The 15,296-nt window shown below is 65.5% G+C and carries 13 protein-coding genes; 3 read left to right on the top strand and 10 right to left on the bottom strand.

Features of this window, described 5'->3' with window-relative positions; genetic code table 11:
- Nucleotides 1-203 precede the first annotated feature (203 nt).
- The 4 genes from ACMGGN_RS06860 to ACMGGN_RS06845 are packed head-to-tail and all read right to left on the bottom strand — an operon-like array spanning nucleotide 204 to nucleotide 4,898.
- Nucleotides 204-635 carry an acyl-CoA thioesterase gene (locus ACMGGN_RS06860; protein WP_115274428.1) on the bottom strand — a complete coding sequence of 144 codons (432 nt, stop codon included), beginning with the start codon at nucleotides 633-635 and terminating at the stop codon, nucleotides 204-206.
- 2 nt (nucleotides 636-637) lie between these two features.
- Nucleotides 638-1,801: an iron-containing alcohol dehydrogenase gene (locus tag ACMGGN_RS06855; protein WP_414156593.1), complete on the bottom strand. Its 1,164-nt coding sequence runs from the start codon at nucleotides 1,799-1,801 to the stop codon at nucleotides 638-640.
- Nucleotides 1,802-1,842: 41 nt separating this feature from the next.
- Nucleotides 1,843-3,630: an acyl-CoA dehydrogenase C-terminal domain-containing protein gene (locus ACMGGN_RS06850; RefSeq protein WP_414156592.1), complete on the bottom strand. Its 1,788-nt coding sequence runs from the start codon at nucleotides 3,628-3,630 to the stop codon at nucleotides 1,843-1,845.
- The gene (locus ACMGGN_RS06845) at nucleotides 3,627-4,898 is read right to left on the bottom strand and encodes a 3-hydroxyacyl-CoA dehydrogenase NAD-binding domain-containing protein (RefSeq protein WP_414156591.1); all 1,272 of its coding nucleotides are present in this window, start codon (nucleotides 4,896-4,898) and stop codon (nucleotides 3,627-3,629) included. Before ACMGGN_RS06845 ends, ACMGGN_RS06850 begins: the two co-directional genes overlap by 4 nt.
- Before the next feature lie 67 nt (nucleotides 4,899-4,965).
- On the opposite strand from ACMGGN_RS06845, the gene ACMGGN_RS06840 reads away from it, so the two are divergent.
- Together ACMGGN_RS06840 and ACMGGN_RS06835 are read left to right on the top strand one after the other, a co-directional pair.
- On the top strand, nucleotides 4,966-5,865 hold the full coding sequence (locus ACMGGN_RS06840; protein WP_012314996.1) for a LysR family transcriptional regulator: 900 nt from the start codon (nucleotides 4,966-4,968) through the stop codon (nucleotides 5,863-5,865).
- Nucleotides 5,866-5,966: 101 nt separating this feature from the next.
- Nucleotides 5,967-7,925 (top strand): alkyl/aryl-sulfatase, encoded by a 1,959-nt coding sequence (locus tag ACMGGN_RS06835; RefSeq protein ID WP_414156590.1) that lies wholly within the window; start codon nucleotides 5,967-5,969, stop codon nucleotides 7,923-7,925.
- Between the two features lie 18 nt (nucleotides 7,926-7,943).
- On the opposite strand, the gene ACMGGN_RS06830 is transcribed toward ACMGGN_RS06835, so the two are convergent.
- From ACMGGN_RS06830 to ACMGGN_RS06820, 3 genes are read right to left on the bottom strand one after another with little or no spacing between them, the layout of a single operon-like run.
- Complete coding sequence (locus tag ACMGGN_RS06830; RefSeq protein ID WP_196996580.1) at nucleotides 7,944-8,243, bottom strand: DUF202 domain-containing protein; 300 nt, start codon at nucleotides 8,241-8,243, stop codon at nucleotides 7,944-7,946.
- The gene (locus ACMGGN_RS06825) at nucleotides 8,236-8,622 is read right to left on the bottom strand and encodes a YidH family protein (RefSeq protein ID WP_012314999.1); all 387 of its coding nucleotides are present in this window, start codon (nucleotides 8,620-8,622) and stop codon (nucleotides 8,236-8,238) included. The genes ACMGGN_RS06830 and ACMGGN_RS06825 overlap by 8 nt, the downstream gene beginning before the upstream one ends.
- Nucleotides 8,623-8,650: 28 nt before the next feature.
- On the bottom strand, nucleotides 8,651-9,997 hold the full coding sequence (locus tag ACMGGN_RS06820; protein ID WP_414156589.1) for a DUF1329 domain-containing protein: 1,347 nt from the start codon (nucleotides 9,995-9,997) through the stop codon (nucleotides 8,651-8,653).
- Nucleotides 9,998-10,152: 155 nt separating this feature from the next.
- Between ACMGGN_RS06820 and ACMGGN_RS06815 the strand changes: the two genes are divergently transcribed.
- The gene (locus tag ACMGGN_RS06815; RefSeq protein WP_404602099.1) at nucleotides 10,153-11,115 is read left to right on the top strand and encodes a LysR family transcriptional regulator; all 963 of its coding nucleotides are present in this window, start codon (nucleotides 10,153-10,155) and stop codon (nucleotides 11,113-11,115) included.
- On the opposite strand, the gene ACMGGN_RS06810 is transcribed toward ACMGGN_RS06815, so the two are convergent.
- From ACMGGN_RS06810 to ACMGGN_RS06800, 3 genes are all read right to left on the bottom strand, one after another.
- Nucleotides 11,100-12,374, bottom strand: a complete 1,275-nt coding sequence (locus ACMGGN_RS06810; protein ID WP_177433158.1) for an MFS transporter — start codon at nucleotides 12,372-12,374, stop codon at nucleotides 11,100-11,102. The genes ACMGGN_RS06815 and ACMGGN_RS06810 overlap by 16 nt on opposite strands.
- Before the next feature lie 105 nt (nucleotides 12,375-12,479).
- The gene (locus ACMGGN_RS06805; protein WP_414156588.1) at nucleotides 12,480-13,643 is read right to left on the bottom strand and encodes an acyl-CoA dehydrogenase family protein; all 1,164 of its coding nucleotides are present in this window, start codon (nucleotides 13,641-13,643) and stop codon (nucleotides 12,480-12,482) included.
- Nucleotides 13,644-13,658: 15 nt separating this feature from the next.
- Complete coding sequence (locus tag ACMGGN_RS06800) at nucleotides 13,659-15,206, bottom strand: AMP-binding protein (RefSeq protein WP_251962842.1); 1,548 nt, start codon at nucleotides 15,204-15,206, stop codon at nucleotides 13,659-13,661.
- Nucleotides 15,207-15,296 lie beyond the last annotated feature (90 nt).

The raw sequence follows: 15,296 nt of genomic DNA, 5'->3' as shown, positions 1-15,296 counted from the left end.
GTGGGGTACCACAGATGAGGTACCGGCCGCCCAGGCTGGCGGTATCGGTAATGTGGATTATCGGGGCAGTGAAAGCGGGCTCACAAATAGCGTCTTCGGATCAGTGCCATGCCGGATTGTTATGGCCTGGGCGGAGGTTGGGCGAGGCGTTCGGGGGCCTGGCTGGGGTGGGGGGGCGTCAATCGAGCGCCCCCCAGATGACCTCAAACAGCCAACAGTTCCAAGGCCCTGCGCACCTTGCCTGGTATGGCAACCGCGCGCTGCTCACGACGGTCAACGAACACATGGGTAAAGCGACCGGCTGCGCACGCTTCAGGCTCGCCCTCGACGAACACGGCCAGCGCGTAGTGCACCGAGCTGTTACCTGTGCCCGTGACCGCGATACCCACTTCGATGCGTTGCGGAAAGGCGACCGCGGCGAAGTAGTCACAAGCAGACCCGACCACATAGGCCACGACCGGGTCGCGGTGGATATCCAGACCGGCATGCTCGATCAGCCAGGTGTTCACGGCGCTGTCAAAAAACCCGTAGTAGACGACATTGTTCACATGCCCATACAGGTCGTTGTCGTGCCAGCGCGTGGTGATCGGCTGGAAGTGGCGATAGGCGCCGCGTAACGGGCGTTCCCTGGCCATGATCAGAACGCCGCCTGGTAGAGTTCGACAGCATCGGCGAGGGTGACCTTGCGCGGGTTGTTCACCAGCAGGCGCTGCTGCTGCAGGGCCTCTTCGGCAAGCTGTTGCAAGCTGTGCCGGGGCACGCCGACATCACGCAACCGGTTCGGCAAGCCGCAGCGTGGTGCCAATTGCTCCAGCTCGGCAATGAACTGGCTGCACAACTCATGGGGGCCGCCAGGCACCAGCCGCTCGCCCAACAGCGCCGGCGCCAGCGCCGCGTAGTCGGCGAATGCCTCGCTACGGTTGAAGCTCATGACATGCGGCAGCACCAAGGCATTGGCCAGCCCGTGCGGTACGTGAAAACGCGCCCCCAGCGGGTAGGCCAAGGCGTGCACCGCAGCCACCGGTGCGTTGGCGAACGCCTGGCCGGCCAGGCAGGCCCCCAGCAGCATGGCCTGACGGGCATGCAGATTACCGCCGTTGTGCACCGCCTGGTCGAGGTTGCCTGCCAGCAGTGTCAAGGCCTCGCGAGCCAGCAAGCTGGACAGTGGGTTGCGTTTGAACTTGCTGGTGCTGGCTTCGATGGCATGGACCATCGCGTCGATGCCCGTGGCGGCGGTGATCGCCGGTGGCAGGCCCAGGGTGCGCTCGGCATCGAGCAGCGCAAGGTCAGGCAGCAGCAGCGGTGAAATCACCGCCATCTTGGCGCACTCGCCGGTGGTGATCACGGCAATGGGCGTGACCTCCGAGCCGGTGCCGGCGGTGGTAGGGACCTGAATCAGGGGCAGGCGCTGGCCCTTGGCCTGGTCTATGCCATACACCGCCTCCAGGGTCTGGTCGCACCCTGGGTGGGCCAGCAGCGCCACCAGTTTGGCGACATCCATGGAGCTGCCGCCACCGAAACCGACAATCAGCTCGGCACCGATATGCCGGGCCCGGCCGACGGCAGCCAGCACGCAGGCATGGCTGGGGTCGGCGCTGACGTCACTGAAAATCGCCGCGCTCAGGTTCGCCCGGGTGAAGCCAGGCAGTACGTCGTCAAGCATCCCCAGGCTGACGATACCGGGGTCAGTGACGATCATCACACGGCGCACGCCGCGTTGCTGGCACAGCTGGGCCAGGCGGCCAGCGGCGCCCGGTTCACAGAGCAGCTGGGCGGTGGTGGCAAAACTGAATGGCTGCATGTTCATGTTCCTTTTGTTCTTGTGGGTGAACGGCACAGCGATCAGAAGGCGAAGTGCGCTTCATCCAGGCTCATCAGGCACGGGGCGCCGCCACGCAACGCCTCACAGTGGGCACTTGCGCGCGGCAGGATGCGCCGCCAGTAAAAGTCCGCTGCGTGCAACTTGGCCTGGTAGAACGCGCTGTCGCCGCTGCCGACGGCCAGTGCCGCACTGGCCCGCTCGGCCGCCCGCAGCCACAACGCAGCCAGCAGCACATAGCCTGAATAGGCAAGAAAATCGACCGACACCGCTCCAATTTCCTGGGGGTCGCAGCGGCATGCGTCGAGCACCTCGGCGCTCAGGTTGCGCCACTCCTGCAAGCGCAGGGTCACTGCCTCGGCCATCCCCGTCAGGTCATCTGCGCGGCACGCGTGCGCCGCCTCCAGCAGTTCATCGATCAACAGGCGCAGCTGCTCGCCGCCGTCGGCCAGTACCTTGCGGCGCACAAGGTCCAGGGCCTGGATGCCATTGGTACCCTCATACAGCTGGGTGATCCGGCTGTCGCGCATCAACTGCTCCATGCCCCACTCGCGAATGTAGCCATGGCCGCCATACAGCTGCACGCCCAGGCTGGCGACCTCTTGGCCGACATCGGTGAGGAAGGCTTTGACCACCGGAATCAGCAGCGCCGCCCGACGCCCGGCGGCGGCCTGCACTTCAGGCTGCGCCGCACCCTGTTCCAGGTCGAGCGCCTGGGCGGCGTAGGCCGCCAGCATCCGGCAGCCCTCGCTGAGGGTCTTCTGGGTCAGCAGCATGCGCCGCACGTCAGGGTGGCAGATGATCGGGTCGGCGCTGCGCTCGGGCGCCACCGGGCCGGCCAGGCTGCGCGACTGCAAGCGCTCACGGGCATAAGTCAGGCCGCCCTGGAACGCCGCTTCGGCAATGCCCAGCCCCTGCAGCCCCACCTGAAAGCGCGCATCGTTCATCATGGTGAACATGCAGGCCAGGCCCTGGTTGGCCTCACCCACCAGCCAGCCGCGGGCGCCGTCGAAGTTCATCACGCAGGTGGCAGCCCCCTTGATGCCCATCTTGTGCTCGAGGGCACCGCAGCCCAGCGCGTTGGGCACGCCCGGTCCACCGTCAGCCGCGCACTCGAACTTGGGCACCAGGAACAGGCTGATGCCGCGCACTCCGGCCGGCGCATCGGGCAGGCGGGCCAGCACCAGGTGGATGATGTTGTCGGTCAGGTCCTGGTCGCCGCCGCTGATGAAGATCTTGCTGCCACTGATGCGATAGCTGCCATCGCCTTGCGGCTCGGCACGGGTACGCAGCAGCGCCAGGTCGGTGCCAGCCTGCGGCTCGGTCAGGCACATGGTGCCGGCCCACTCGCCGCTGACCAGCTTACCCAGGTAGTCGCGCTTGAGCGCCGGGCTGCCATGCCGGTGCAGGGCCAGCACAGCACCCTCGGTGAGGCCCGAATAGATCCGAAACGCCAGCGAGGCGCTCATCAGCATTTCGTGAAAACAGGCTGCAACCATCTGCGGCAGGCCTTGGCCATCGTGCTCGGCCGGGCCGGTCATGCCGCCCCAGCCCTGCTCGACATACAGCCGGTAGGCCTGGCGGAAGCCTTCGGGGGTCAGCACCTGCCCCTGCTCCAGGCGGCAGCCCTGCTCGTCGCCCTGGCGATTGAGCGGGGCCACCACCTCGCTGGCAAAGCGGGCGCCTTGTTCAAGGATGCCATCGATGGTTTCACGGTCCAGGCCGTTGCCCAGGCGGGCGCAATGTTGCGTCACATCGAAGACTTCATGCAGGACGAACTGCATGTCACGCAGGGGGGCTCGGTAGTTCATGCGCGGCCCTCGCTCACGTCAGCCAGCCGCTTGCCGGCCGCGACCAGGCGCATCAGCAGGCCAGCAGGTCGCCAGTGCTCGCCAAACAGGCCCTGCAGCCGCTCCAGCCTGGCCAGCAGTACCCCTAGCCCTTGTTGATCGGCCCAGCACATCGGCCCGCCGGTCTCTGCCGGGAAGCCATACCCATGCAAGTAGACCCGGTCGATGTCCTGGCTACCACTGGCTATGCCCTGTTCGAGAATTTTCGCCCCTTCATTGACCAGCGCCAGCAGGCAGCGCTCACGGATCTCTTCGTCGTCGATCGCGCGCCGACGCACGCCCAGGTCCTGAGCGACCTTGAGCACCAAGGCATCGACCTCGGGGTCATGCAAGGCTTCGCGGCTGCCGGGTGCGTAACGGTAATAGCCCTGGCCAACCTTCTGCCCGAAACGGCCGAGCGCGCACAAGGCATTGTCGACCTGGACCAACGGGGCATCCATCCCCTCCCCGGCCAGTTGACGTGCGCGCCACTCCAGGTCGATGCCGACCACGTCATACATGCGGAACGGGCCCATGGCAAAGCCGAACCCCTGAAGCGCCTCGTCCACCTGCCGCGGTGTGGCGCCCTCGAGCAGCAACTGCCGGGCCTCGGCGACATAGGTACGCAGCATGCGGTTGCCGATGAAACCGGGGCAGTTGCCTGCCACCACCACCTCCTTGCCCATGCGCTGGCCCAGCGCCACAGCCGCGTCCAGCACTGCGGGCGCGGTAAGCTGCCCGCGCACCACCTCCAGCAGCTTCATCACATGCGCCGGGCTGAAAAAGTGCAGCCCCAACACCTGTTCAGGCCGCCCGGTGACGGCGGCGATGGCATCGATGTCCAGCGCCGAGGTATTGCTGGCCAGGATAGCTTCAGGCTTGAGCGTGCTGTCCAGGGTGCGGAAGATCTCTTGCTTGAGCGCCAGGTTTTCGTACACCGCTTCAATCACCAGGTCGGCCTCGGCCAGCTCGGTGTAGGCCGTTACCTGCCGCACCCGCGCCAGGTAGGCATCGGCCTGGGCCTGGTCGATACGGCCTTTGGCGACCTGCTGGGCCCAAGTCTGCGCGAGCATGGCAAGGCCTGCCTCGGTGGCGCTGGGGTCGTTGTCCAGCCACAGCACAGGCAGCCCGGCACGGGCCAGGCTGATGACGATGCCGCGGCCCATGGTCCCGGCCCCGATCACGGCCGTCTGCTGAACGTTGTAGGAAGTACTCACACGTGACACTCCTGATTCGGTAGGTGAAGGCATTGCCCTCACCCTAGTCAGGCGCCTACTATTTTTGAAATTCTAATTTTCCATCCCATGTATTTTCCACATGAATATATCCAACTTCGATCTCAACTTGCTGCGCGTGCTGGACATGCTGCTGCGTGAACAGAACGTGTCACGCGCTGCCGAGCGTCTGGCGTTGACCCAGCCTACAGTGAGCAACGCCTTGGCGCGCCTACGGGACGTTCTCGGTGACCCGCTGCTGGTGCGGGTCGGCCGACGTATGCGCCCTACCCCACGCGCCCTGGCCCTGGAAGGGCCGATTCGCGCGGCCCTGCAACAGATCGAGCAGACGCTCGGCGCCGGCGACAGCTTCGACCCGGGCCGCAGCCACAGGCAACTGCGCATCGCCCTGACCGACTTCGCCGAACAATTGTGCATGCCCAGGCTGCTGGCCACCTTGCAAACCCAAGCGCCGCATTTGCGTGTGGACGTACTGCATCTGGCGCCCAACCTGCCGGCCGACGCCCTCGACCGTGGCGAACTCGACCTGGTGCTGGGGCGCTTCGACGATGTGCCGGCGCGCTACGAGCGCCGCCACTGGCGCAGCGAAACCCTGCACGTGGCAGTGCGCCAAGGGCATCCAGAGGTCGATGGCGCGCTCGATCTGCAAGCCTTCCTGGGCTTGCGTCACTTGTGGGTGCATGGCGGCCAGACCCGGGGCATGGTCGACCAGTGGCTGGCCGAGCAGGGCCTTGCCCGGCGCATTGCCTACACCACGCCCAATTACCTGCAGGCCGCGCACCTGGCCGCCAGCTCCGACCTGTGCGTGGTCTTGCCCACCGCACTGGCCCGCCATTTCGCCCAGCTACTGCCCTTGCAGGTCTTTGACCTGCCCTTCGCCCTGGAGCCCTTCGAGCTGGAACTGGTGTACCTTGCCCACCGTCAGCACGACCCGGCACTGGCCTGGCTGGTAGCGCGCATCATGGACATACGCGGCGGCTGAGCCATCGCATTCAGGTATGGCCACCCATGCAAGAGTGGTATTGGTTTGCCGGCAACCTCTGTCCTTAGAGTGGTTGCCCCCATAACAACAAGGACCACCCCATGCGCCTACGCTACCTGCCCACCCTGCTGGCCCTCGCCCTGCCCTCTGCGGTGCTTGCCCAGGCACCGGCCAAGGATGCCACCGACCTGACGCGCCAAAGCAACCAGCAATGGCTGCAGCGCCTGCCTTTCGACGACCGGGCTGACTTCGACAACGCCCGCCGCGGCCTGCTGGAAAGCGTCGACCAGGCGGTGCTCAATGCCGATGGCAAAACGGTCTGGGACCTGCAGCGCTACGCCTTCCTCAAGGGCGAGGCACCGGCAACGGTCAACCCCAGCCTGTGGCGCATCGCCCAACTCAATACCATCGCCGGGCTGTTCAAGGTCACCGACCGCATCTACCAGGTACGCGGCCTGGACCTGGCCAACATGACCCTGATCGAAGGCGAGCACGGGCTGATCGTGATGGACCCGCTGCTGTCGGTCGAGACCGCCCGGGCCGGGCTGGCCATGTACTTCAGGCATCGCCCGCAACGCCCGGTGGTGGCGGTGATCTACACCCACCCACACGTCGATCATTTCGGCGGCGTGCGCGGGGTGGTCGACGAGGCCGACGTAAAGGCCGGCAAGGTCCAGGTCATTGCCCCTCAAGGTTTCTTCGAACATGCCATCAGCGAGAACGTACTGGCCGGGCCGGCGATGAAGCGCCGGGCGCAGTACATGTATGGTGCGCCGCTGCCACGCGGGCCACGCGGCCAGGTTGACGCGGGGCTGGGCAAGGGTGTGCCGGCCAATGCCACAGTCAGCCTTATCGCCCCGACTCGGCTGATCGAAAAACCGTTCGAAACCCTGCGTATCGATGGCGTCGATATCGAGTTCCAGCTCACGCCCGGCACTGAAGCACCCGCCGAGATGAACCTGTGGTTCCCTGCGTTCAAAGCCCTGTGCATGGCCGAAAACGCCTCCCATGTGCAGCACAACATACTGACCCTGCGTGGCGCACAGGTGCGCGATGCCAAGGTCTGGGCGCACTACCTGGACCAGTCGCTGCTGCGCTACGGCGATCAGGCCGAGGTGGTGTTCGCCCAGCACCATTGGCCAACCTGGGGCGGCGCGGCGATCCGTGAGTACCTGGCCGATCAGCGTGACATGTACGCCTTCCTCGACAGCCAGACGCTGCGCCTGCTCAACCGCGGCCTGACCCCTACCGAGATCGCGGCCGAACTGACCTCGCTGCCACCCCGGCTGGCCAGCAAATGGTACAGCCGCGACTACTACGGCTCGCTCAGCCACAACGTGCGGGCGGTGTATCAGCGCTACATGGGCTTCTACGACGGCAACCCGGCGACCCTCAACCCCTTGCCGCCAAGCGAGGCAGGCCAGCGCTATGTGGCGGCGCTGGGCGGCAGCGAGCGGGTGCTGACACTGGCGCGCGAGGCGTACGGCAAGGGCGACTACCGCTGGGTGGCGGAGCTCACCCGGCACCTGGTGTTCGCCCAATCCGATAACAGCGCTGCACGTGACCTGCAAGCCGATGCCCTGGAGCAACTGGGCTACCAGAGCGAGAACGCCACCTGGCGCAACGCTTACCTGACCGGTGCGCAGGAACTGCGTAACGGCGTAGCGGCCGGTGCCAGCAAAGGCGGCAGCGCCGACGACCTGGTACGCGCACTGACCCCGACGCTGTTCTTCGACTACCTGGGTGTGCGCGTCGATGCAGCCAAGGCGGCAGAGCAGGACCTGACCATCAACTGGCGCTTCACCGACCTCAACGAAGAGTACGCCCTTACCCTGCGCAACGGCGTGCTCACCCACCGCGATCACGCGCAACACGCCAAAGCGGATGTGCAGATCAACATGAGCAAGGCCACCCTGGACCGCATCGCCCTGAAGCAGACCGGTTTTCTCAAGGAAGCCAAAGCGGGAGGTATCGACATCAGCGGTGAGCGCATGAAGTTCATGCGTTTCATGGCTGGGCTGGATGAGCCTGACGGGCGCTTCAATATCGTCACGCCCTGAGCACCCAATAGCGCCGCGCTAAGCAGTGCGGCGCAACCACACCCCTAGCGCCAACCCGGCCACCAGTAACGCAGTCAGCGGTACGGTGCGCGCAGCTGCCCAGCCGCGCTCGCTGCGCAACATGGCCAGGCCGCGGCGGTAGATGGCGCGTTCGCGTACCCTGCCCAGCAGCGCCAACAACACTGCCGCGCCCGCCACAGCCTCCATGCCGCCGCGCCATGCCAGGCAAGCCAGCACCAGTAAAGACAACTGTGTTCGTCGCCAGGCCAACACCGTACGCTCGGCCTGCAAACCGGTGTCGACAGTGCCGTCAGCCATGCCAACGCCCCCATAACAGCGGCACCAGTGCCGCGCAAGCCAGCGCGCAGGCCACGCTCAGCAGCGGTACCAGCCGTGGCAGCGGCAATGGCGCATCGCGACGCAGTGCGCGTTCCACCACCAGCCAGCGCCACCCAGCCCCCAGGCTTACCAGCAGGCTCGCCAGCAGCAACGCGAACTCCATGGCCAGGCGCCCGGACTGTGGCCAGGCATGCGCGGCAAAGGTTTCAAGGGCAATGGCACCACCCAGCAGTGCCAGGGCGGTGCGTAGCCATGCCAGAAAGGTGCGTTCATTGGCCAGGGTGAAGCGCGGGTCAGGTGGCTTGCCAGGCCCCAGCAACCAGCGCTCCCAGGCGCTGTAATGGTGATCGGAACTCATCGGCTGTCCTGTGTGTGACCCTGGGTGCTCAACGCAGCCCTTGGCTGCGCAGCGCCCCAGGCGAGAAGTACGAAGCGCTGGTGCGCAGATCGAAGGTGAACGGCTTGGGTTGCTCGTTGGTCAGGCCCGACAGTTGATAACGCCCGCTGCGCAGGTCGTAGATCACCTCCATGGCGTTGACCAGTGCCTGCCCGGTGACGTGGTAGTAACTGTGCGCCTGGGCCGTGCGCCACAGCCGCCCTTGGCGGTCGAAGAAGTCTGCTTCGACGATGGCCCAGCTGTCCTCGTCCAGGTAATAGCGGCGGCTGGCATAGATGTGCTCGGCCCCAGGCTTGAGGGTACCGACCAGCTCCCATACCCGGTGCAATTCGTAGCGTGTTGGCTGCGGGTTGACGTGGCCCTGGCCGATCAGCGCGGTGTAGCTGAGCTGTGGTGAAGCCAGGCGATAACTGTTGTAGGGTACGTGCAGGGTTTTCTTGCCGACCAGGGTCCAGTGGTAAAGGTCGGGGGCACCGTTGAACATGTCGCGGCTGTCGGCGGTGCGCAGCCCGGCAGTGCCCGGGCTGATGTTGTCATAGGCCACTGCAGGCGCGCGCCTGACGCGCCGCTGGCTGCTGCTGTACAACCACGACAGGCGCGGCTGGGCAACCTGGTCGAGGGTTTCGTGCAACACCAAGGCATCACCTGCCAGGCGCGATGGCGCGGTCATGCGGTAGCTCAGGTAATACAGTACGTTGCTTGCCTGCCCGCCAGGCAGCACATCGGGCCGGGCGAAGGTTTGCTGCGCGCTGAACATGACGAAGCGACCATCACGACGGGGGGTGATGCTGTCCGACGCCAAGCTGTAACTGCCGTTGCGTGGCCGCGTCAGGTGGTTCCACAGTACCTGCAGGCCATTGCGTGGCAGCGGAAACGCCAGTACCCCGGCAAAACCCTGCACGCCGTTGCCGTCATTGACCAGATGGGCGCTGGCGGCGTTGTGCCGGGCCCACTCGCTCACCCGAGCGGGCACCGCGACACTGCGGTGCGACGGGTAGACCGGCAGGCGAAAAGAGCTGGGGTAACGCTCGAACAGCGCCACCTGGCCTGCCGTGAGCTGCTCGCGATAGTGCGGGTAGTTCTGCGCAGTGATGGTATACAGCGGCTGCTCATCGGCGTAGGGGTCCAGTGGCGTGCCGTTGACCGCCAGCGAGACCTGCCCCGGTTGCAGCCCCCCGCTCCAGGCCGGTATGCGGCCATCACTGCTGGGTGCACGCTCGGCACCCACGGGTGTCAGCTGCGGGGGCAGTGGCGCGAGTGGCGTGGCGCCAAGGTGAAGGGCCAGCAGGCTGGCATTGACGAACAGAATGCTTCGCAGCAGGGCGACAGGTTTCATGGGTTTGGCCTCTTGTTGTTGTTGGCTGACCTGGCCGGGCGGGCTTGCCTTGGCACGCCCTTTCCGGGTGATACTAGGAGCCACGCTTCGAACCCCACAAATAACGTGTTCGGATACGTGCCATATCAGTTCGGCATACCCTTGGAACCGCTGCGATGACCCTCAAACAGCTCCGCTACCTGATCGCAATCGTCGAAGCCGGCAGTTTTTCCTCGGCTGCGCGTCGTGCCTACATCGCCCAGCCGGCGCTGAGCAGGCAGATCGGCCTGCTGGAGAGTGAACTGGAAATGCAGTTGCTCGACCGCCAGCACGACGGCATCGTTCTGACCGACGCCGGGCGGCAGCTTTACGAGGTGGCCCGCCAGGTGGTGCAGAAACTCGATTCGGTGAAGGACGAGCTCAAATCAAGCCGCGGTGACCCCAAGGGGCATGTCGCCATTTCCATTCCGGCCACTGCCGCAGACCTGCTGCTGCCGGAAATCCTCAAGCGTGCCGAACAGCGCTTTCCCGGTGTGACCTTGACCGTGTGGGATGGCCTGAGCCGCAACGGTGGCCAGGCCATCGAACTGGGCAAGGTTGACTTCGGCGTGGTGCCCAACGCCGAGGAGCTTGAACATGTCGAAGCCGAGGCGATCTTTACCGAGGCGCTGTACTGGGTCGGCCCTTCAGCTGCCGGCGCCGCCGACACCATTACCCTGGCCGAAGCCGCCGCCACGCGGCTGGTGCTGCCACCAAAGGCACTGCACCTGCGCCGGCGCATCGAACAGGCGGCCATGGAAGCCGGCGTGCCGTTGGCGGCCGCCTACGAGCAGCAGTCGGCACCCGGCATCGCCAGCCTGGTGCGCGCAGGGCTGGCGGCGACCATCAGCAACTGGCCGCCGCTGTGCGAGCTGCTGGAACCTACGCAGGCACGGCTCATCGTCGAGCCACGCATCAGCCGCACCATTGCCCTGGCGCACTCACGGCACAAGCCCATGTCGTTTGCCGCAGGCTGCTTGCACGACCTGGTGCGCGGGCTGCTGATCGAACTGGTACTCGGCGGCCGTTGGCGTGGTGAGCTGATCGGCGGCGATGACGCGCCGCTCGGGTCGGTGCCCGGGGTTCAGCTGGCTGTCTGAGAGCGCGCCGGCACGCCATGCTCGACCGCAACCGGTTCACCCAGGCGCTTCAGGGTGCGCTGCGGGTTCAAGGTCACCAGGCCCGCCAGCCCGGCCACGACCAGTACGGCGCCACAGACCAGAAAGCCCTGGGCATACCCTGCAGGGTGCTCGGCGCCTGCGCCTTGCACCAGCACCCCGGTTATCACTGGCGCAGCCAGGCCGGCCAGCGAAGCGATACCGTTACCGATCGCAAGCACCCCGCCCCGCTGGGCCGTCGGGGTGAACTCGGCGAGCATGGCCGGCCCCACGGAGTACATGACCAGTGCCAGCCCGCCACTTAAAGTCAGTGCGCCAACCCGCACGGCGGTGCTCAGGCCTGGCAACACCAGCGACGCAGACAGCAGCCCGGCAAGTATCAGGCACAGCGAGACGAATACGCCGCGCGCCACGCGCGACGATACGCCACGGCGCATCAGGCGTTGTGACAACCAGGCCATCAACAGGCTCAACGGCGTGGTCACCACCACGAACATCACAAAGATCCGCCCCGTCTGCAGCGGGTCGATGCCCAGGCCGACCTGCAGATAACTGGGCACCCAGGTAAGCGTCAGGGCCAGCGACCAGTTGGCGGCGAAGTGGCAGAGGTAGTTGCCCATCACGCTGGGGTCACTCAGCAGCTTGCGATACGGTATGGCCGGCTCATCGCTCTTGAGCTGGCTGGCGCGCAGGCGCTCAAGGGTGCCCTCCTGCCCCAGCCGCCACCACAACAGGCACCACACCAGGCCGATCAGCGAAAGGATGATGAAGTTGGTGCGCCAGCCGTAGTGCAGGCTGACCCAGGGGATCATCGCGCCAGCCACCAGCAGCCCCATGGCGCTACCGGCATGCAGCAGCGCCACAGGCAGGTTGCGACGGTCATTGGGGAACCACTTGTACAGCGCATGAGTGGCGACCGGCGATGCCGGCCCCTCACCGATGCCCAGCAGCACGCGGCAGGCAACGATGGCCCACAGTGAAGTGGCGAACAGCATCGGCAACTGGATCACCGCCCAGAACAGGCCCATGCCCAATAGCAGTGTGCGAGTGGGGCGCCGGTTGGCCATGAAGCCTCCGACCACGGCGGACAGGGCGAAAAACCAGTGCAAAGCACCGCCAATGAGCCCGAACTCAGTCGCCGTCAGGCCCAGTTCGGCGCTCATCGGCACCGCGACCAGACCGATCACCACCTTGTCGAGAAAATTGACCAGCATCAGCAGGGCCAGCAGCACGGCCACCATCCAGGCCGTACGGGGGTTGGGCAGGGAAGCATCCACAGTCATGGCGATTACTCTTGTTATTGTTGTGGAATGTAACAAAAGGCCGCCGCAGTGGCGGCCCGAGGGTCACGCGGGCATCAGCACGCCTTTGGCGATGGTGTTGCGCTGGATTTCACTGGTACCGGTCAGGATGCGCATCATTCGGGTGGCACGGAAAATCCATTCCACCGGGTGGCCCTGCATCAACCCGGCACCGCCATGCACCTGCACGGCCTTGTCGGCAATGCGGAATGCGGCCTCGGAGACGAACAGCTTGCACATCGGCGCCTGGGTCCGGATGTCACCGCCGGCATCGTTCACCTGCGCAGTGGCGTAGACCATGCTGCGTGCTGCGTGCAGCTCAGTGGCCATGTCGGCGATCATATGGTTGACCGCCTGGAACATGGCGATCGGCTGGCCGAACTGCTTGCGGCTACGGGCATGCTCGATCGACAGGTTCAGGGCCAGGCCGGCCATGCCCAGCAAGGTCGGGCAATGCAGCAGCCGGTTGAGGGTAATGCGCCCCATGGCCAGCTTGAACCCTTGGCCCTCCTCGCCAATCAGGTTGGCCGCTGGCACGCGCACCTCATCCAGCACGATGTCGCCATGAGCCCCACCACCGGACATCACCGCATAGTCGCTTTCGACACGCACGCCCGGCGCCTTGAGGTCGACGAAAAACGCCGAAATGCCCTGCGCGCCCTGCCCGGGCCCGGTCACGGCCAGCAACACCGCCAGGTCGGCGTAAGTGGCACCAGAGATGTAACGCTTGCTGCCGCTCAGCACGTAGTGATCACCGTCGCGGCGCGCCTGGGTGCGGATGGCAGTGGCGTCCGAACCTGCCTCGGCCTCGGTCAGGGCGAAGCACACGGCTTTCTCGGCGCGGCACACCGGCTGCAGGAAATGCTCCACCTGATAGGGGCTGGCCACTTTGAGCAGGTGGCCCACCCGCGGCGGCCCGGACAGCTCGCCCAGTACATGCGGGGCGAGCATCGAACCGGTCAGCACCGTGGCTTCCTTCACAGCGCACAGGTCAGCCACGCTCAAACCTGCACCCCCCATGGCCTCTGGCAGCATGAGGGTGTAAAGGCCCTGCTCGCTGGAGCGCTTCCATACTTGCCGCAAGACTGCCTGAGGATGCGGGCGCGCCCAGTTCAGCTGCATCTCCTGCTCCAGCGGGCGAACCTGGTCGCGGACGAACCCTTCGATGGCTTCGATGATCTGCGCAGCTTTTGCACTCGGTTGATACATGGTCATGCTCCCTGATCAGATACGACGATCGCTGTGTTGCCAGTAGGCTTCCCGGACCAGGCGGCGCACCACCTTGCCATTGGGGTTTTTCGGCAGTTCGGTGACAAAATCCACGCCTCGCGGCTTCTTGAAACCGGCCAGGGCGCGGCCGCAGCGCTCGATGAGCTCGGCGGCGTCAAGCTGTGCGCCGGGCTTGAGCACCACCACAGCGCGCACCGCTTCACCCCACTGCTCGTCAGGCACGCCGACCACTGCCACCTCGAACACTTCTGGGAAGCCGTAGATCACCTGCTCCACTTCGCTGGGGTACACGTTGAAGCCCCCGGAAATGATCATTTCCTTCTTGCGATCGACGATGAACACGTAACCCTGCGCATCGACCGTGGCCAGGTCGCCGGTCAGGTAGTAGCCGTCGCGCATGACTTCGGCGGTGAGCGCCGGCGCGCGCCAGTAGCCCTGCATGATGTCCGGCCCCTTGACCACGATTTCGCCGATCTCGCCCGGTGCCACATCCTCGAATGCCTCGTTCACCACCCGCAGGTCGGTTTCGAAATAGCAGCGCCCGCAAGAGGCCAGGCGCTGGTAGTTGCCGTCTTCGATCAGGTGGTCCTGCTCGGTCAGTACCGTGACCAGCGAACAGGTTTCGCCGGCACCATAACCTTGCACGAGAATCGGCCCGAACAGTTCGATGGCCTTTTTCACCAGGGCCGGGGCCATGGGCGCGGCGCCATACATGACCAGTTTGAGGCTGGACAGGTCGAAGCGCTCGACGTCGGGATAATTGACCAGCCGGTTGATCATGGCCGGTACCAGGAACAGCCGCGTCACCCGCTCACGTTCGATGGCCTCCAGCAACAGGCGATCGTCGTAGCGGTCGAGCAGCAGGTTGCAGGCGCCCACCGCCAGCAGCGGCATGATCTGCATGCCGCTGGCATGGGTGATCGGCCCCACATGGGCCATCACATCGTCAGGGCCTGAACGCCGCGTGGGGCTGGCGATGCTCTTGCGGACCAGCGCCTTGCGGTTGCCAAACGACAACATGGCCGCCTTGAGTACACCGGAGCTGCCGGAGGTGTAATGCAGCACTGCCAAGGCGTCGTCGGCAGGGTCCAGGCTACACGGTGCCTCGCTGCCGCGCTCAAGCAGCGCGGCATAACCCAGGTCACCGCCCTCGCCCTCCAGCGCGATCACCTGGCGCAACATCGGCAAGGCCTCGCGTCGTTCAGCCAGCGCCTGGGCGAAGGTGGCATCGGTGATCAGCGCAACGCTGCAGGAGTCTTCCAGCACCCGTACCACTTCATCCAGCGACAACCGCGCGTTGATCGGCACCTTGACCATCGCCGCCTTGTACAGCGCCACCTCTGCCTCTACCAGTTCCACGCGGTTGGCAGCCAGGATCGCCACATGTTCACCGCTGGCAACGCCCAGTGCACCCAGCCCCGAGGCAAGGCGGTTGCTGCGCCGTTCCAGCTGGGCATAGGTCAGGCGCGTCTGGCTGTCCGCCACGGCAGTGTGGTCCGGCCAGTAGCGGGCACTGCGGGTAATGATCTTTCCAAGGTTCACGTTGTTGTTCTCGTCGACAGGAAGACATCGACGATGCTAAACAGCCAGGCGCGGGCGGATGTAATACCAGTTTCCGATGCCGGCCATAAC

The organism is Pseudomonas sp. BNK-30, assembly GCF_047456185.1.
In the GTDB taxonomy this organism is placed as follows: domain Bacteria; phylum Pseudomonadota; class Gammaproteobacteria; order Pseudomonadales; family Pseudomonadaceae; genus Aquipseudomonas; species Aquipseudomonas putida_E.
The sequence above is the reverse complement of the archived record's forward strand: the minus strand, read 5'-3'. Positions and strand labels throughout refer to the sequence as shown.